Annotated in this window: 15 protein-coding genes and 1 pseudogene; 4 read left to right on the top strand and 12 right to left on the bottom strand. The window is 75.1% G+C overall.

What is annotated here, in order from left to right:
• Positions 1-163: 163 nt before the first annotated feature.
• Positions 164-466 (bottom strand): GNAT family N-acetyltransferase, encoded by a 303-nt coding sequence (locus ACIP9D_RS22730; protein ID WP_350874903.1) that lies wholly within the window; start codon positions 464-466, stop codon positions 164-166.
• 37 nt (positions 467-503) lie between these two features.
• Here ACIP9D_RS22730 and ACIP9D_RS22725 point away from each other — a divergent pair, with 37 nt between their 5' ends.
• Positions 504-920 carry an MmcQ/YjbR family DNA-binding protein gene (locus tag ACIP9D_RS22725; RefSeq protein WP_350874904.1) on the top strand — a complete coding sequence of 139 codons (417 nt, stop codon included), beginning with the start codon at positions 504-506 and terminating at the stop codon, positions 918-920.
• A gap of 6 nt (positions 921-926) precedes the next feature.
• Here ACIP9D_RS22725 and ACIP9D_RS22720 read toward each other — a convergent pair whose 3' ends face one another.
• Positions 927-1,451, bottom strand: coding sequence for a molybdenum cofactor biosysynthesis protein (locus ACIP9D_RS22720; protein WP_350874905.1), 525 nt, complete (start codon positions 1,449-1,451; stop codon positions 927-929).
• Between the two features lie 136 nt (positions 1,452-1,587).
• Between ACIP9D_RS22720 and ACIP9D_RS22715 the strand changes: the two genes are divergently transcribed.
• Positions 1,588-2,295, top strand: a complete 708-nt coding sequence (locus tag ACIP9D_RS22715; protein ID WP_350874906.1) for a carbonic anhydrase — start codon at positions 1,588-1,590, stop codon at positions 2,293-2,295.
• Positions 2,296-2,353: 58 nt separating this feature from the next.
• On the opposite strand, the gene ACIP9D_RS22710 is transcribed toward ACIP9D_RS22715, so the two are convergent.
• Both ACIP9D_RS22710 and ACIP9D_RS22705 read right to left on the bottom strand, forming a co-directional pair.
• Positions 2,354-3,232, bottom strand: coding sequence for a DMT family transporter (locus ACIP9D_RS22710; protein WP_350874908.1), 879 nt, complete (start codon positions 3,230-3,232; stop codon positions 2,354-2,356).
• 338 nt (positions 3,233-3,570) lie between these two features.
• Complete coding sequence (locus ACIP9D_RS22705) at positions 3,571-4,419, bottom strand: hypothetical protein (protein WP_350874909.1); 849 nt, start codon at positions 4,417-4,419, stop codon at positions 3,571-3,573.
• 107 nt (positions 4,420-4,526) lie between these two features.
• On the opposite strand from ACIP9D_RS22705, the gene ACIP9D_RS22700 reads away from it, so the two are divergent.
• Positions 4,527-7,229, top strand: coding sequence for a wax ester/triacylglycerol synthase domain-containing protein (locus tag ACIP9D_RS22700; protein WP_350874910.1), 2,703 nt, complete (start codon positions 4,527-4,529; stop codon positions 7,227-7,229).
• Positions 7,220-7,969, top strand: coding sequence for an SDR family NAD(P)-dependent oxidoreductase (locus tag ACIP9D_RS22695; protein WP_350874911.1), 750 nt, complete (start codon positions 7,220-7,222; stop codon positions 7,967-7,969). The genes ACIP9D_RS22700 and ACIP9D_RS22695 overlap by 10 nt, the downstream gene beginning before the upstream one ends.
• Before the next feature lie 85 nt (positions 7,970-8,054).
• Here ACIP9D_RS22695 and hpnH read toward each other — a convergent pair whose 3' ends face one another.
• The 8 genes and pseudogenes from hpnH to hpnC all read right to left on the bottom strand — a co-directional run bounded on the left by hpnH (position 8,055) and on the right by hpnC (position 16,709).
• A complete protein-coding gene (hpnH, locus tag ACIP9D_RS22690; protein WP_350875076.1) occupies positions 8,055-9,056 on the bottom strand; it encodes an adenosyl-hopene transferase HpnH in 1,002 nt (333 codons plus the stop codon).
• Positions 9,057-9,058: 2 nt separating this feature from the next.
• Positions 9,059-10,030: a 4-hydroxy-3-methylbut-2-enyl diphosphate reductase gene (gene ispH / locus ACIP9D_RS22685; RefSeq protein ID WP_350875078.1), complete on the bottom strand. Its 972-nt coding sequence runs from the start codon at positions 10,028-10,030 to the stop codon at positions 9,059-9,061.
• Between the two features lie 48 nt (positions 10,031-10,078).
• Positions 10,079-10,570 (bottom strand): annotated as a pseudogene (locus ACIP9D_RS22680) (hypothetical protein); the annotation flags it as partial.
• A gap of 47 nt (positions 10,571-10,617) precedes the next feature.
• Positions 10,618-12,612: a squalene--hopene cyclase gene (shc, locus tag ACIP9D_RS22675; protein ID WP_350874912.1), complete on the bottom strand. Its 1,995-nt coding sequence runs from the start codon at positions 12,610-12,612 to the stop codon at positions 10,618-10,620.
• Complete coding sequence (locus tag ACIP9D_RS22670; RefSeq protein ID WP_350874913.1) at positions 12,612-13,619, bottom strand: polyprenyl synthetase family protein; 1,008 nt, start codon at positions 13,617-13,619, stop codon at positions 12,612-12,614. The genes shc and ACIP9D_RS22670 overlap by 1 nt, the downstream gene beginning before the upstream one ends.
• A complete protein-coding gene (hpnE, locus tag ACIP9D_RS22665; RefSeq protein WP_350874914.1) occupies positions 13,616-14,989 on the bottom strand; it encodes a hydroxysqualene dehydroxylase HpnE in 1,374 nt (457 codons plus the stop codon). The genes ACIP9D_RS22670 and hpnE overlap by 4 nt, the downstream gene beginning before the upstream one ends.
• Entirely contained in the window at positions 14,986-15,855 is an 870-nt protein-coding gene (hpnD, locus tag ACIP9D_RS22660) for a presqualene diphosphate synthase HpnD (protein ID WP_350874915.1), read from the bottom strand. The genes hpnE and hpnD overlap by 4 nt, the downstream gene beginning before the upstream one ends.
• Positions 15,852-16,709, bottom strand: a complete 858-nt coding sequence (gene hpnC, locus ACIP9D_RS22655) for a squalene synthase HpnC (protein WP_350874916.1) — start codon at positions 16,707-16,709, stop codon at positions 15,852-15,854. The genes hpnD and hpnC overlap by 4 nt, the downstream gene beginning before the upstream one ends.
• Positions 16,710-16,730: the final 21 nt, after the last annotated feature.

The following is a 16,730-nucleotide window of genomic DNA, read 5'->3' as shown; positions in this document are numbered from 1 at the left end:
CGCCAGCGGGGCCAGCATCGGGCGCTGATCACCCCGCCGAGGACGCCCACCTCCGGGGAGTAAGTGACGCCGCGGCCACCGCCACCGCGCTCGACCGCCTCACCGACCCGCGCCCCCAGGGTCTGCGCCTGGTGGCCGGCTGACTCGGGGCGCGGAGCTCGGGCTACTTCACCTTGCGGGTGGACCGGACGACGATGTCCTCGTAGTCGGGGTGCTTGCCCAGCCACTCGGCGAGGAACGGGCAGATCGGCACCACCGTCCGGCGCTTGGCCCGCGCGTCGTCCATCACCGCTCGGGCCAGGGTCGATCCCACGCCCCGCCCCTCGAACTCCGGGTCGACCTCGGTGTGGGTGTAGGCGATGATGCTGCCGGTCAGCTGGTAGGTGACGATGCCGGCGAGCGTGCCCGCCTCGTCGCGGGCCTCGAAGCGCTCCCGCTCGGGCACGTCTGTCACGGTGAACTGCATCCGGAAAGTGTCGCAGGCCCCGGCTAGCGTCGCCCGCGTGACCGGCCCCGCAGACGTTCCGACCACACTCCTCGACCGACTCCGGCCGGTCTGCCTCGGCCTGCCCGAGACCTACGAGGAGCCGGCGTGGGTGGGCATCCGCTGGCGGATCCGCAAGCGGACCTTCGCCCACGTGCTCACCGTCGGCCCCGACCACCAGGTGGCCCACGCGCGGGCCGCGGCGAGCGACCGCCCGGTCTGCGTGCTGACGTTCCGTGCGCCCGGCGACGAGATCGCCGGCCTGGTCGCCGCCGGGCATCCGTTCTACAAGCCGGACTGGGGCGCCGACGTGCTGGGCCTGATGCTCGACGACGAGACCGACTGGGCCGAGGTCGGCGAGCTGCTCACCGAGAGCTACCTGGTGCTGGCGCCGAAGCGGCTGGCCGCGCTGGTCGACGGCCCACCCGGCGGCTGACGCGCCTCAGGGCTGACCGGGCGGCCCGGCGTCGATCAGCACGTCCACCGGGCCGACCCGCAGGATGCCGTCGGTGAGCGGCGTGCAGCGCACCCCGCCCCGGCGGCGCATCGCCCGCCACGCGCCGGGGCCGACCGCCACGTCCATCCAGGCGCACGGATTCGCCGGCCGGTTCACCCGCAGCCGCACCGGGCCGTCGCCGGAGTCCAGGACCAGCACCGACCCGACCAGGTCGTCGACCGGGATGCCGCTGGTGAGCACGTTGCGCCGCACCTGCACCAGCTCGCCACCGGGGGGCAGGGACTCCTGCGCGATCACCGTCACGCTCGCCTCGCGGTGCGCCGGCCGGCCGAAGTAGCGGTCACCGACGATGCCGAGGCCGGCCCGGATCCGGATCTCCTCGACCAGCTCGCCGGGCGGGGCGGGCGCCGGACCGTCGGCGGGCCGGCCGACGTAGCGGTGCACGGGCGAGGCCAGCAGCTGCACGATCCGCGGCGCCGCCTGGTCGTCCGGTACGGGTACCCGGGTCACCCGCCCGACGGTAGTCGCCCGCCGGACCCGCCGGGTCGGAACCCCGACCGAACCGCGGCGGACGTGGGCCGCACCACACTGGACAGACGGCGATCGATGGTAGGAAGGACCCGAATCCTCACCTCAGGAGATCATCGTGACGCGTCCATCCCTCTCCCGCCGCTCGCTGCTGGCCACCGGCGGCGCAGCCGTCGTCGCCCTCGGCGCGGCCGCCGCCGCCCCGGCGGCCGCCGCCGCACCGGCCGAACCCGCCCCGGTCACGCCGGCCGAGGCGCTGCGCCGGCTGCTGCGCGGCAACCACCGCTTCGTCACCGGGCACAGCCGGCACCCCCACCAGAGCCTCGACGACCTGCACGAGCTGGCCGCCGGCCAGCACCCGTTCGCGGTCACCATCGGCTGCGCGGACTCCCGGGTGGCCCCCGAGCTCCTCTTCGACCAGGGGCTGGGCGACCTGTTCGACAACCGGGTGGCCGGCAACATCGTCGACGACCTGCTGCTCGGCAGCGTCGAGTTCGCCGTCGAGGAGTTCGGCAGCCCGCTGATCGTCGTCCTCGGGCACGAGCGCTGTGGCGCGATCACGGCCACCATCGACGCCATCCGCTCCGGCGGCACCGCACCGGGCCACATCGGCGTCATCGTCGACAGCCTGCGCCCGATCGTGGAGCCGGTGCTCGCCGGGCCCGGCGACCCGGTCGAGAAGGCGGTCCGGGCGAACGTCCAGGCGCAGGTACACACCCTGCTCGACCGCAGCCCGATCATCTCCGAGAAGGTGCACGAGGGCGCGCTGAGCGTGGTGGGCGCCCGCTACGACCTCGACAACGGCCGGGTCGCCCTGGTGGGCTGAGCACCCGATCACGCCGGTCGGCGGTTCGCCCGCCGGACCGTCGACCGGTGGCCCGAGATCAGCCGCCCTTCACGTGGGGGGCGCGCCGGGCGAGCAGGAACACCGCCAGCACCACCACGAGGAGGGAGCCCACCTGGCCGAAGATCGGCAGCGGCCCGCTCCGGATCGACTCGTCCAGCCAGACCAGACCGACGGAGATGGCCACCAACGGGTCGGTGACGGTGATGGCGGCCAGCGCGGGAGCTCCCAGCGGGCCGGCCTGGTACGCGTTCTGGCTGAGCAGCACCCCGAACGGGCCGAGCACCAGGATGGCGTACGCCTGCCAGTGCAGGAACACCTCGAGCGGGCTCTCGGTCAGGTGGAAGGCCAGACTGCTGATCAGGCCGGCGGTCACGCCGTAGCAGATGCCGGCCGCGATGGCGAGCGGCATCGGCCGCCAGCGCCGGTCGAGCTTCACCGTCGAGAGCACGCAGAGCCCCACCGAGACGACCACCGCCACCCCGAGCAGCAGGGCCGACCAGAAGGACTCGAGCCCCCGCCCCTGACCGCGGCCCGGCTCGGCGATGATCAGGAAGGCGGCGAGCCCGAACAGGCAGAGCGTCGACTCGAGCAGGATCTTGCGGTCCGGACGGTCGTGCTCGGCCGCGGCGAAGAGCAGGACGTACCAGACCAGCCCGGTGACCAGCAGCGGCTGCACCAGGATCAGCGGGATCAGGCTCAGCGCGGCCACCTGCAGGGCGAACGCCGCGATCGCGAGCACCACCGACCAGCGCCAGATCGGAATGCGGACCAGCCGGGCCAGCAGGCTCGGCCGGCCGGGCTGCTCCTCGGGCACCAGACGGCCCGCGCGGAACTGCAGCACGCCGGAGGCACCGAATGCCGCCGCGGCGGCCAGCGCGATCGGTACGCCGGCGAACAGCTCTCCCGCCGTGTTCACCGCATGCCAACCGGACCGGTCACCCTGGTTCCCCCTCCGTTGCCGTTCGCTCATCGACCCGCGGGCTCCGCCGCCGCGGGCGCTGCCCGCACGGTGGACGAGGCAGGTCGCCCGGCCGCGGCTTCCCGATCCGGCGGGGGCTAAACGGCCGTGCCCTCCCGGCCGCGGTTGCCCGAGAGACGGCCCGCACCGCCGGCAGTGCCGGCAATCTCCCCAAGAATACGCAAATTGGTCATTAGGCTGATGATTGTTCCGAAGGGGCAGCTAATCGGGCCCCTCCGCCGCGTCACCGCCTGGGAGCACCCGACATGTCAGCGATCGCCCCCGCGCGCTCGGCGTCAGCGCCGCTCGTCGGCAGGGCGCTGCGGCGCATGCGGCTGGGCGTGCCGGGCGAGAGCGACCGCACCGGCGACCGCGAACGCGAAACCCAGCACCGCGATCGGGGTGAATCCCGGCCGGACCCGGTCACCCAGCAGCAGCCAGCCGGTGAGCGCCGGCGCCACGGTCTGCCCGACGATGGCCGACGCCGAGGCCACCGTGACCGAGCCGCGCTGCAGCGCGGCCGCGTAGAGCAGCACCCCGGTCAGACCGGCGAGCACCACCGCGTACGTGGCCGGGCTGGCGAGCACCGAGCCGACGCTGTCGACCCGGCCGAGCAGCCGGGCGCCGAGCGCCGCCGAGCCGAACGACAGCCCGGCCAGCACGCCCGGCAGCGCGGGGCCACACATCCTGGGACTGCCGAAGTACGCGCCGACGGCCACCGAGACCACCGCCGCGAGCAGCCCCCAACCGGCCGCCGCGGAGACCTCGCCCGGCGGTCCGGAGTTCGCGGAGAGCACCAGCAGCACCAGCCCGGCGATCACCCCGGCGATCGCCGTCCAGTCCAGCACGGTCAGCCGGACCCGCAGCACGAGCATGGCGATGAGCGCCACCATGCCGAGGTTGGCCGCCCCCACCGCCTGCACCGCGAAGATCGGCAAGGTCCGCAGCGCGGTGAAGGTCAGCAGCGAGGACGCGCCGTCCAACACCAGTCCCATGGCGTACGGCCCGTTGCGCACCAGGCGCAACAGCAGCCGCGGGTCGAGGTGCGCGGTGGCGGACAGCCGGCGCGCACCGATCGACTGCAGGATCGCAGCGGTCGCACTGCACAGTGCGGCGATGATCGCCAGCACGAAACCCACAGCCATGTCAGGATCCCGGAGTCGACGGCGCCGGACTCGGCCGGCGAAGGCACCTGCGCATACCCGTCTTCGCCCAGGTATCGCACCGATCGGCCAACTCCGGCAGGCGGACCATGAGCGCACCTGACCGTCCGGGCGTCCCGGGCCCCGTCGAACCGATCGCCCGGCGGGTGCTGGTCGTCTCCGCCGACATCGGCGGTGGGCACGACGCCACCGGCCGGGCACTGGAGGAGCGGATCCACGCGATCTGGCCGGGCAGCCGGGTGGGCTGGGTGGACACCCTCGAGGTGATGGGCCCCGGGGTCGGCCGCGGGTTCCGGCGTACCTACGTGACCAATGTCGCGATGACGCCGTGGTTGTACGAATTCTTCTGGTCCTCGCTGTGGCGGCACCGGTGGTTCGCCACCGCCGCGAAGTGGTTCACCGGCGCCTGGGCCGGCTACCGGCTCGCCCCCGTGGTCGAGGAGTTCGACCCGGACCTGATCGTCTCGACCTACCCGCTGGGCAGCGCCGGCCTGGCCTGGCTGCGCCGCCGTCGTGGCCTCGGCGTGCCGATCGGCGCCTGGGTGTCGGACTTCGCCCCGCACCCGTTCTGGGTCTACCCCGACCTGGACCTGAACGTGGTGGTGCACCGGGCGGCGGTACCGGTGGCGGCTGCCGCCGCGCCGGGTGCCCCGCTGGGTGTCTGCGCGCCGCCGGTGCTCGACATGTTCCGTCCCGGCGACCGGGCGGACGCCGCCCGGCGCTGCGACCTCGACCCGGACCGGGCGGCCGTGGTGGTCGCCTGCGGCTCCTACGGCTTCGGCGCGGTGGAGGAGGCGATCCAGGCGCTGGTCGGCATCGGCGACGCGGTGCAGGTGGTGGCCGTCTGTGGTCGCAACGAGCAGCTGGCCGCTCGGCTCGCGGCGCTGGACGCCCCACCGGGGCGGCTGCTGGTGCGGGGATGGGTCGACGACATGCCCACCCTGCTGCAGGCCGCCCGGCTGCTGGTGACCAACGCCGGCGGAGCCACCGCGCTGGAGGCGCTGGCCACCGGCACACCGATCGTGATGTACCGCCCGATCGCCGCGCACGGCGCGGCGAACGCGGCGCTGATGGCCGCCGCCGGGCTCGCCGAGACGGCGCACACCCCGCAGGCACTCGTCGCCGGGGTGCGCACCCGGCTCGGCCAGCCGGCCCGGCCGGTCGAGGCCCCGGCGGAGGCGTGGCTGCCCGACCTCGGGCTGCCGGCGGTCGCGCAGGCCCGGCAACCGACCGGCACCAGCCCGGGCGCCGGTCCGCCCCGGCGGAGTTCGGCGGCGGGTCGGCGGGCCAGCTGGCCACTGCGCGCACAGGACGCCTTCTTCCTGCACGTCCAGACACCCCACGAGGCCCAGCAGATCGGCACCGTCCTGGAGCTGGACCCTCGTCCGGACGGCCGGCCACTCACCCGGGCGGAGCTGACCGCGCTGCTTGCCCGACGGCTGCCGGCGATCACCACGCTGCGCCGTCGCCTGGTCGACCGGGGCTGTTGGCGCCGGCCCGGCTGGGTGGTCGAACGGTCCGTCGATCCGGAAGCCCACGTCGAGGAGGTCCGCGTCCCCGCCGGGGGCGACGGCAGCGCCGAGGTCGACCGGTTCTGGTCGGAGCCGCTGCCGCTCGATCGTCCGCCCTGGCGGATACTGCTGGTCGGCGACCTACCGGAGGGGCGGACCCGAGTGGCGATCAAGCTGCATCACAGCCTCGGCGACGGGTTGTCCGCGATCGCCGTGCTGCAGCGACTGCTCGATTCGGGCGAGCCGGCGACCCGGGCGGGGCGCCCCGCGCCGGCCGGCGTCGGCCGCACGCCCGCGGCCGTCCGGCTGGGCACCGGCGACGACCGCGGCGGACGGGACCGGACCCGGGAGGCCGCCCGGCTGCTCGGGCGGACGGTACGCGGTCTGGCCCGGCTGGCCACGCAGGGGCCGACCCCGCGTACGCCGCTCAACCGGCCGATCGACTCGCCGCGCCGGCGTCTGGTGACAGCGTCGCTGCCGGCCGCCGACGTGCTACGCGCGGCGCGCGGCTGCCGGGCCCACTCCAGCGAGCTGATGCTGGCGCTCGCCGCCGGCGCGCTCGGCGCGGCCCACCCGGCCCCGACGCCGGACCGGCTGCGGGTGATGTTCGCGGTCTCCCGCGACCCGCGCCGGCGGGCACCCACCCACGGCAACTGGACCGGGGCGGTCACCCTCGACCTTCCGGTGGGCCGGATTCCGCCGCAGGAGCGGATCGCCGCCGTGCGCCGGGCGCTGCGGGCCGCGCTCAGCAGCGGCGAGGCCGAGGCGGCCGGCCTGGTGATGCGGGCGATGGGCGCGCTGCCCGCGCCGGTGCACGCCGCGCTGGCCCGGCGCGTCTACACCAGCCGCCGGCTCAACGTGGTCGTCTCCTACATGCCGGCGCTGTTCCACCCGCGGCTGCTCAGCGACGCACCGATCCGGTCGGCCACCCCGGTGGTCGCCCTCGCCCAGGGCGTGCACCTCGGCGTCGCGGTGCTGCGCAACGAACGCGCCTTCGAGGTCGGCGTACTGCTCAACGAGGGGTTGGCCGACACCGGTGACGCCGTCGTCGCTGCCATGGTTGCCGGCCTGGCCGAACTGCTCACCGAGATCGACGGCGGACGGTCCGAACGTGGTCGCGGCGACGGCACCCGGGGCGAGGGCGGCCTCGCGTCGGCCGGCGCGCGCGTCGAGCCGGCAGGCGTCGGCCTCGACCGTGTGGACCTGGGCGGCCCGGGCGGCGGCCGGTCCGAGCGGCGGGTGCCGGGTGCCGTGCCGCCCGGAGTGCCCCGATGCGCCTGACCGGCGCGGTGGCGCTGGTGACCGGCGCGTCGTCGGGGATCGGGGCGGCGGTGGTGCGACGCCTCGTCGAGGCCGGCAGCCATGTCGTCGCGGCCGGCCGGGATGCCGACCGGCTGGCCCGGCTCGCGGCGCAGACCGGCGCCACCGCACTGGTGAGCGACCTGAGCCGGCCGGGGGCCGGACGTGAGCTGGCCGAGTGCGCGCTCGCCCGGCACACCCGGGTCGACGTACTGGTCAACAACGCCGGCGTCGGCTGGGCCGGGCCGTTCGTCGGGATGGCGGACGCGCTCACCGACGAACTTCTCGCGGTCAACCTGCGGGCGCCGATCGAGCTGACTCGGGCGTTGCTGCCCGGCATGTGTCACCGCGGCGGGCACGTGGCGTTCGTCGGTTCGATCGCCGGTCGCCTGGGCGTGGGCAACGAGTCCGTCTACTCGGCCAGCAAGGCCGGCCTGGACGCCTTCGCGCAGAGCCTGCGGCTGGAACTCGCCGGCCGCCGGGTGGGCGTGAGCACGGTGGTGCCCGGCGTGGTGGACACCGAGTTCTTCACCCGCCGGGGCCAGCCGTACCGGCGACGCCGGCCTCGGCCGCTGGCGCCGGACCGGGTGGCCGAGGCGTTGGTCGACGCGATCGCCCGCGACCGCGCCGAGGTCTACGTGCCCGGCTGGCTGCGCCTGCCGGTGGCGGTACGCGGGCTGCTGCCGGGGATGTACCGCCGGATGGCCAACCGGTTCGGCTGAGCCCGCACCCGGTCACCGCGGCGACGGCCGGGCGGCTGACCTGCCGTGTCCCGGCCGGCGGTGCCCGGCCGGGTGGACCGCCGGCTCAGGTGGTGGCCCGCGCCGCCCGCAGCGACTCGCGCAGCGAGGACATGGTGGCCAGCACCGCGGTCGGCTCGTAGCCGCAGTGCGCCATGCAGTTGGCGCAGCGCGCGTCCCGGCCCCGGCCGTAGCTGTCCCAGTCGGTCTCCTCCACCAGCTCCCGGTAGCTGCCGGCGTAGCCGTCGGACATCAGGTAGCAGGGCTTCTGCCAACCCAGCAGCGAGTACGACGGGATGGCCCACGCGGTGCACGGGAAGTCCACCTTCCCCTCGAGGAAGTCCAGGAACAGCGGCGAGTGGTTGAGTCGCCAGCGTTTGCGCCGGCCACCGCCGAACGCCTTGCGGAACAGCTCGCGGGTCTCCGTGACACCGAGGAAGTGCTCCTGGTCCGGCGCCTTCTCGTAGGCGTACGCCGGGGAGAGCATCATCTCGTCCACGCCCAGGTCGTCGTTGAGGTAGTCGAGCACCTCGATGATCGTCTGCGGGGTGTCGGTGTTGAAGAACGTGGTGTTGGTGGTGACCCGGAAGCCGCGCCGCTGGGCGTCGCGTACCGCCTCCACGGCGGCGTCGAAGACGCCGTCCTTGCACACGGAGGCGTCGTGCCGCTCCCGCAGCCCGTCGATGTGCACGGTGAAGGCGAAGTACGGCGATGGCCGGAACTTCTCGATCTTCTTGGGCAGCAGCACCGCGTTGGTGCAGAGAAAGACGAACTTCTTGCGCCGCACCAGCTCCGCGACCAGCTTGTCGATGTCCGGGTGCATGAGCGGTTCGCCACCGGCGATCGAGATCATCGGCGCGCCGCACTCCTCCACCGCGGCGAGCGCCTGCTCCACCGGCATCCGCCGCTTGAGCAGGTCGGCCGGCTGCTGGATCTTGCCGCAGCCCGCACACTTCAGGTTGCACGCGAACAGCGGCTCCAGCTCCAGCAACAGCGGGAACCGCTTCCGTCGACGTATCTTCTGTTCGGCCAGGTACCTGGCGACCCGCAGGCTCTGGCGCAACGGCATACTCACGGCTGGCGTACCTCCTTCGGCAGGGTGAAAACCACGTCCTCCACGGCAGCGGTGTGCTCGCTCACCTCCTTCGCCCCGAGCGCGGTGAGCGCGGCGACGACCTCGTCGACCAGCCCGGGCGGCGCCGAGGCGCCGGCTGTGATTCCGACCGTCGACGCGCCGGCCAGCCAGCGCAGGTCGATGTCGCCGACGCCGTCCACCAGGTGGGCCCGCGCCCCGGCCCGTTCGGCGACCTCCACCAACCGGCGCGAGTTCGAGGAGTTGGCCGAGCCGACGACCAGGACCAGGTCGGACTGTGCGGCCACGGTGGTGATGGCGCGTTGCCGGTTCGTGGTGGCGTAACAGATGTCGTCCGATCCGGGCCCGGCCAGCGCCGGGAAGCGCCGGCGCAGGGTGTCCAGGATGCCGTCCGCCTCGTCCGCGGCGAGGGTGGTCTGGACCAGGTACGACACCCGGGCCGGGTCGTCCACCTGCACCGTCTCGGCGGCGGCCGGGTCGGGCACCAGCCGGATCCGCTCGGGCGCCTCCCCCAGCGTGCCGTCGGTCTCCTCGTGACCCGGATGCCCGATCAGCAGCACCGTGTCACCCCGGCCGGCGAACCGGCGCGCCTCGGCGTGCACCTTGGTCACCAGCGGGCAGGTGGCGTCGATGACCGGCAGTCGCCGCTCGGCGGCCTCCGCGCGTACCGCGGGCGCCACGCCGTGGGCGGAGAAGACGGTCAAGGCGCCGTCCGGCACCTCGTCGAGTTCCTCCACGAAGACCGCGCCCTGGGCGCGCAGGTCGGCCACCACCCGGGCGTTGTGCACGATCTGCTTGCGGACGTAGACCGGTGGGCCGTGCCGGCGCAGCGCCTGCTCCACCACCGCGATCGCCCGTTCCACCCCGGCACAGAAGGAGCGGGGCGAGGCCAGCAGCACCTGCCGCAGGCTGCCGGTCGCCGCGGCCCACTCGGTGAGCGCCTCCGCCACCACCGGCAGCACCCGCAGCGCGCTGCGGACCCGGCTGAGGGTGGCCGGCCGGTACAGCGACCCGGTCGCGGTGTCGGCGACCACCCGGACGCAGGCCGTCGGCCGGTCCGCGCAGCCGGCCAGCAACCAGGCCGACTCCTGGTCGGCGACGAGCGCGCCGTCCCCGGCCAGCCGGGCCCGGGCTGCGCCGTCGACCAGCCGGTCGGTGCTGACCACCGGGCCGACGTGCACCCGCAGTCCGCGGCGGCGCAGCGCGGCGGCGAGCAAATCGGCGTCGGGCATCGTCAGCTCGCCCGCCGGTGCGTCGGGAGCCAGCGGGTCCGCGCGTACCGTGCTGGCCACCACCACGTCGCCGGTGGCCAGGCCGGGAGCCAGTCCACCGCCGACGCCGGCGACGGCGACCGGGGCGGTGCCGCCCGGGCGGCGAGCGGCGGTCGAGCGGGCGCGGCGCGGCCCGACGCCGGTACGGCACAGCGTCAGCCGGCCGTACGGGTCGAGGTCGCCCAGCCCACGGCGCAGCGCCGCTGCCTCCGGCCGCATCGGCGCGTACAGCGTCCAGGCGGGAGCGTCCGGGAAGGCGGGCCGGATCACGCGGTCACCGTGGCCTCTAGACCGCCGGCGGTCGCCTCCAGGCCGCCGGTCGTGGCCTCCAGGCCGCCGGCCCGCGCGTCGAGGATCCGGCCGAGCGCGCTGATCGGGAAGACCAGCCGGTACAGCCCGTAGTTGATGTAGAAGTCGCCGGGAAAGCCGGTACCGGTGAACTGCGGCTCGTCCCACCCACCGTCCGGCCGCTGGGTGCCGACCAGCCAGCGCACCGCCCGGCCGGCCGGCTCGCCGGTGCCGTGCCCGGCCGCGTGCAGGGCGAGCAGCGCCCAGGCGGTCTGCGACGCCGTGGACTCACCCCGGCCGATCCAGGCCGGGTCACGGTAGGAGCGCAGGTCCTCGCCCCAACCGCCGTCGTCGTTCTGGTGCGCCAGCAGCCAGTCCACGGCCCGGCTGATCGCCGGGTGGTCGCGCCGGACGCCGGCCGCCACCAGGGCCGGGACCGCGGCGCCGGTGCCGTAGACGTGGTTGGCGCCCCACCGGCCGAACCAGGAGCCGTCCGGTTCCTGGGCGCGCAGCAGCCAGTGCACGCCGCGGCGCACCGGCACGGTTCCGGTGAAGTTCTCCGCCGCCAACGCCTCGACGATGTGCGCGGTCACGTCGGCGCTGGGCGGGTCGATGACCTCACCGAAGTCGCAGAACGGCAGGTCGCCGAGGATCGCCCGGGTGTTGTCGGCGTCGAACGCGGCCCAGCCGCCGTCGCGGCACTGCATGCCGAGCAGCCAGCGGCTGGCGCGCAGCACCGCGCCCTCGGCCGGTACGCCGGTCCGCCGCAACGCCATGATCACCTCGGCGGTGTCGTCGGTGTCGGCGTACCCGTCGTTGTCGAACTCGAAGGCCCAGCCGCCCACCGGGGTCTTCGGCCGGCGTACCGCCCAGTCGCCGCGGACCCGGATCTCCTCGTCGAGCAGCCATCGGCCGGCCCGGTCGAGCGCGGGATGCCCGGCCGGCAGCCCGGCGTCGGAGAGCGCGATGACGGCGAGCGCGGTGTCCCAGACCGGGGACTGGCACGCCTCCAGCCGGCGGACCGGGCCGTCCGGGGTCTCCTCGCGCACGGTGAACCGCTCCAGCCCGGCCAGGCCGGCGCGCAGCACCGGATGGTCCAGCGGATAGCCGAGCAGGTGCAGTGCCATCAGCGAGTAGACCCAGGGCGGCTGGATCCCGCCCCAGGACCCGTCGGCCTCCTGGCGGGCCACGATCCACTCGGCGGCCCGGCGCAGGGCGTGCCGGCGCACCGGCCCGCGGGCGACCCGCTCGTACGAGCTGGCCAGCCGGTCGAGGCGGTACAGCACGCCGGAGCGGGTGCGCAGCCGGGGCCGTCGCGACGGCGGCGTGGCGGTACGCAGCTCATCGACGGTGAAGCCGAGCGGACGCACCGGACGCAGCGCCCGGACGATGGAGAGCGGCACGATGGTCTGCCGGGCCCAGCAGGCGAAGTCGTAGACGTTGAACGGCACCCAGGACGGCAGCAGCACCAGCTCGGGCGGCACGGCGGGCAGCTCGGACCACGGCCAGTGGCCGAAGAGGGCCAACCAGAAGCGGGTGAACACCCGGCTGGCCGCCAGCCCACCGTGCGCGCGGACGAAGGCCGCGGCCCGCGCCATGTGCGGCGTCTCCAACTCGTCGCCGGCCAGCCGCAGCGCGAGGTACGCCTCGATGGTGGTGGAGAGGTCACCGGGGCCACCGTGGAACGTCGCCCAGGATCCGTCCGGACGCTGCTGGGAACGGATCCAGCGGGCCGTCTCGGCGGTCTGCTCGGCCGTCCGGATGCCGAGGAACTGCCGCAGCAGCAGGTCCTCGGCGTCCATGGTGACGTTGGTGGCCAGCTCACCCTTCCACCAGCCCGCGTCCTCCTGCAGGCCGAGCAGGTGGTCACGGGCACGGCGCAGTGCCTCCCGCGCCGCGGCGGGGTCCGGCGGGTCGGCGGCCCGGTCCACGCCGACGGACGTCGTGGTCTTCGGGGAGAGCAGCTCGGTCATCAGTGATCCCGCCCGGGAATGAAGTCGGCCACGTCGGCGAGTTCGGCGCGCACGTCGTCCGGCAGGTCCAGCGCCTCCAGCTCGGACCGGGCCAGCTCGGTCTCCTGCCACGCCCGCTGCTGCGTCCACTCGCGGGCCCCGCTCGCCTCGACGAGTCCGCTCGCCCGGGCCACGTCCTCGTCGGTCAGCGCCGCCGGCGAGCGGTACAGCTCGGCCAGGGCCTCGCCGGCGGCGTCGCCGCCGGTGAGCGCCCGGACGACCGGGATGCTGCGCTTGCGCGCGCGCAGGTCCGACCCGACGGGCTTGCCGGTGCGCCGCGGGTCGCCCCAGATGCCGAGCACGTCGTCGACGAGCTGGAAGGCCAGCCCCAGGTGGTGGCCGAACCGGGACAGCCCGTCGACCAGCCCGGGTGGACCGCCGCAGACCAGCGCCCCGAGCGCGCACGAGCCGGAGAGCAGGGCCGCGGTCTTGTTGCCGACCATGGTCAGGCACTCGTCGAGGGTCACGTCGTCGCGCTTCTCGAAGGTGAGGTCGGCCATCTGCCCGGCGATCAGCGCCCGCACGTCCTGGGCCAGCCGCAACGCCGCCGGGTTGCCGCCGGGCACCTCGACGAGCGCCTCGTAGGCGAGTCCGATGAGGGCGTCGCCGGCGAGGATCGCCGGGCCGACACCGAAGACCGTCCACGCGGTCGGCCGGTGCCGGCGCTCGGTGTCGCCGTCCATCACGTCGTCGTGCAGCAGCGAGAAGGTGTGTGCGAGCTCCACCGCGACGGCCGCCGGCACGCCCGCCTCGGGCTCGGCGCCCGTGGCCCGGGCCGACAGCAGCGCCAGCGCCGGCCGCAGGCCCTTGCCCTGGCTGGCGGCGGGTGAACCGTCGGCGTCGCAGTAGCCGAGCTGGTAGGCGGCGACCAGCCGATTGCCCGGGTCCAGACGGTCCAGCAGGGCCCGGATGGCCGGCTCGACATAGGTCTGGATCTGGTCGCTGCCGCGGCTGCGTACAACGGTCATCGTGCGGCCTCCGTGTGGTGTCGAGGCCGGGACACGAGCTGCCGGGCGAGGGTGTCGGCGGCCTCCTGGCCGCTGCGCACCGCGCCCTCCATCGTGTCCGGCCATCCGGTGTCGGTCCATGCGCCGGCCAGTACCAGCCCGGGCAGCCGGGTGGTCGGAGCCGGCCGGTACGCCCGGGTGCCGGGGTTCTGCCGGAAGGTGGCCCGCGGCTCCCGGCTGACGAACGCGTCCCGCACCGCAGTGGTCCGGGCCGCGGGTAAAAGCTCGGCCAGCGCCCGGCGCTGCGTCTGGACCAGCTCGGCGGCCGGCTGGTCGATCTCGGCGTCGGCCGCGGACAGCGACACCACCAGGTGCTGCTCGTCGCCGGCGTCCGGTGCCGACCGGTCGAAGATCCACTGTGCCGGGGACTCGACCGCGGCGGCCATCACCAACCGGGTGACCCGGCGGGCGTAGCGCAGGTGCACGTTGACGATCGGGGACGCGCCCAGCCGGTGCCACTCGCCGGCGCCCGGGGCCGCCGCCGGCGGGACCAGCGCGGCGGCCACCTGGTGCGGCACCGCCAGCACGACGCCCTCCGCGGCGAGTTCACCACCGTCCACCCCGACCCGGAAGCCGCCCGGTTCCGGATGGATCCACCGGACCCGGGCCCGGGTGCGCACCCGGGCGCCGAGCTGGTCCAGCACCCGCCGGGCGGCCACCGCGTGCAGGTCGACCAGGGGAACCACGGGGCGTCCGATGTCGCCGGCGTCGGCGGCCTCGAGCAGCCCGGTGCGGAACACCCGGGCGGCCAGCGCCAGCGATGCCTGCCCGCAGGGCACGTTCAACGCCGCCACGGTGATCAGATCCCAGAGCCGGCGCACCGCGCCGTCGCTCTGGCCGTGCGCGGCGAGCCAGTCGCCGAAGCTGTGCCGGTCGGTGTCCGGCAGGTCCGGGTCGACCTGGCGCAGCGCCGCGCAGGCGCGTACCGCGGCGAGCCGCTGCGCCGGGCTGAGCAGCCGGTAGCCGGCGAGCGCCGGCAGCAGGTGGGCCGGTGCGGGCAGCCGGCGTCGGGTCAGCCACTGCGGCGCCCGGCCGGGGAGCAGCACCGGCACCGCGAAGCGTGGTTGCACGACGGCGCCCGCGGTGGTGCCGAGCCGGTCCAGCAGGCCGCGGTAGGCGCGGTAGCAGCGCAGGAAGACGTGCTGACCGGTGTCCACGGTGAGCCCGTCGCGGCGAAACGAGTAGGTGGCCCCGCCCAGCTCGGGGCGGCTCTCCAGCAGTGTCACCGGCAGGCCGAACTCGGCGAGGCGGATCGCCGCGGCGATGCCGGCGAGACCGCCGCCGACGACGACCACCCCGCCGCCCGGCGGCGTCTGCGCCGACGCGCTCATCTGGTACGCCCGACGAGCGCGCGGGCGGCCACCCAGGCCTTCTCCCGCCCGGGCAGCGACACCCGGCTGTGGGTGACGGCCAGCGGGTCGGCCGCGATGCGGGCGAGCAACCTGCGGTAGATGCCGGCCATCGCGGCGGTGCAGGCGGCGCTGCGCCGGTCGAGCAACGGCAGCAGCCGCAGCCCGGTGTCGTACCAGCGGGCCGCCCGGGCGGCCTCGAAGCGGACCAGGTCGATCAGCCGCCGAGGCGGATCGGTGAACCCGGTGGCGCCCAACTCCAGCGTGCAGCCGAACCGCGCCAGGTCCTCGGCCGGCAGGTAGATCCGCCCGTCGGCGCGGTCCTCGACCAGGTCGCGCAGGATGTTGGTCAGTTGCAGCGCCACGCCGAGCGCGTCGGCCAGCGGGGCCGCCGGTCCCGGCTCGGCGGTGCCGAACACGCCGAGGGAGAGCCGGCCGATGGACCCGGCCACGCAGCGGCAGTACCAGTGCAGGTCGTCGAAGGTGTCGTAGCGGCGGCCGGTGACGTCCGCGGCGCAGCCGTCGATGAGTTCGTCGAAGGCGGCCAGCGGGATCGGCATCCGGGTCGCGGCGTGGCCGAGCGCGGTGAGCACCGGGTCGTCGCCGCCGTCGGCCGGCAGGCGGTGCAGCGCCGCCCGGGTCTGCGCCAGCCGGTCCAGCTTCTCCTCCGACGGCAGCTGACCGTCACCGATGTCGTCGATGCGCCGGGCGGTGGCGTAGATGGCCGAGAGGGCGCGGCGCTTGGCCCCCGGCAGCAGCCGGATGCCGTACGCGAAGTTGGCGGCCTGGCTGCGGGTGATGTCCTCGCAGCGACGGTAGGCCGCTTCGACGCCGACGGTCGCGGTCATCCGGCGCTCCGCACGGTGGCGCTGGCCCAGCGGCGCAGTACCCGCCGGCGCTGGGGGCGCACGGCGGTCCGCAACGGGTCGTGGTCGGCCGCCGCCAGCGCGTCCAGCGTCGCCCGGCCGCCGGCCAGGTAGCCGCTGACCGCGACCCGGGCCCAGCCGCGCAGCGCCGAGACCAGCGGGGCGCCGGAGTCGAGCCAGGCTCGGGCCCGCTCCGCCTCGAAGGCGATCAACTCCCGCAGCGGCCGGGTCGCGGCGGGTCGGGCCAGGTCGGCCTCGCCGACGCCGAACCTGTCCAGGTCCTCCGCCGGCAGGTAGATCCGCCCGCGCCGGTGGTCCTCGGCCACGTCCTGGAGATGTTCGATGAGTTGCAGCGCGGTGCAGACCCGGTCGGAGAGTTCCCCCTGCGTCGGCCCGGCCTGCCCGAAGACGTGCAGCACCAGCTCACCGACGGGGTTGGCGGAGAGGGTGCAGTACTCGACCAGCTGCGCGAAGGTCGCGTATCGGGTGACCCGCTGGTCGACCCGGTTGGCCTCGACGAGGCGGACCAGCGCGTCGAGCGGCAGCCCGCACTCGGCCACGGTGGGCGCGAGCGCGCGAACCACCGGATGGCTCACCGTCCGGCCGGTGTACAGCGCGCGCAGTTCGGCCTCGATCCGGTCCAGCTCGGCGATCCGGTCGACGCCGGGAGCCAGGGGTTCGTCGCCGACGTCGTCGACGTACCGCGCGTACCCGTAGACGGCGATGAGGTGGCGGCGGTACCGGGCGGGCAGCACCCGCAGCGCGACGGGGAAGTTCTCCTCCGCCCGGGCCTGGGCGAGCCGGTGCACCGCGGGGACAACGGTCTGTTGACTCATCCCAGGTTCCCTTCCTCTCGT

The organism is Micromonospora sp. NPDC093243 (assembly GCF_044753725.1).
In the GTDB taxonomy this organism is placed as follows: domain Bacteria; phylum Actinomycetota; class Actinomycetes; order Mycobacteriales; family Micromonosporaceae; genus Micromonospora.
The sequence above is the reverse complement of the archived record's forward strand: the minus strand, read 5'-3'. Positions and strand labels throughout refer to the sequence as shown.

Excerpts from the sequence above, each read along its gene's own strand:
- hpnE (WP_350874914.1), bottom strand. The coding sequence starts at position 14,989 with ATGAGCGCGTCGGCGCAGACGCCGCCGGGCGGCGGGGTGGTCGTCGTC.
- hpnC (WP_350874916.1), bottom strand. The coding sequence starts at position 16,709 with ATGAGTCAACAGACCGTTGTCCCCGCGGTGCACCGGCTCGCCCAGGCC.
- ACIP9D_RS22695 (WP_350874911.1), top strand. The coding sequence starts at position 7,220 with ATGCGCCTGACCGGCGCGGTGGCGCTGGTGACCGGCGCGTCGTCGGGG.
- ACIP9D_RS22700 (WP_350874910.1), top strand. The coding sequence starts at position 4,527 with ATGAGCGCACCTGACCGTCCGGGCGTCCCGGGCCCCGTCGAACCGATC.
- ACIP9D_RS22705 (WP_350874909.1), bottom strand. The coding sequence starts at position 4,419 with ATGGCTGTGGGTTTCGTGCTGGCGATCATCGCCGCACTGTGCAGTGCG.
- ACIP9D_RS22670 (WP_350874913.1), bottom strand. The coding sequence starts at position 13,619 with ATGACCGTTGTACGCAGCCGCGGCAGCGACCAGATCCAGACCTATGTC.
- shc (WP_350874912.1), bottom strand. The coding sequence starts at position 12,612 with ATGACCGAGCTGCTCTCCCCGAAGACCACGACGTCCGTCGGCGTGGAC.
- ACIP9D_RS22730 (WP_350874903.1), bottom strand. The coding sequence starts at position 466 with ATGCAGTTCACCGTGACAGACGTGCCCGAGCGGGAGCGCTTCGAGGCC.
- hpnH (WP_350875076.1), bottom strand. The coding sequence starts at position 9,056 with ATGCCGTTGCGCCAGAGCCTGCGGGTCGCCAGGTACCTGGCCGAACAG.
- hpnD (WP_350874915.1), bottom strand. The coding sequence starts at position 15,855 with ATGACCGCGACCGTCGGCGTCGAAGCGGCCTACCGTCGCTGCGAGGAC.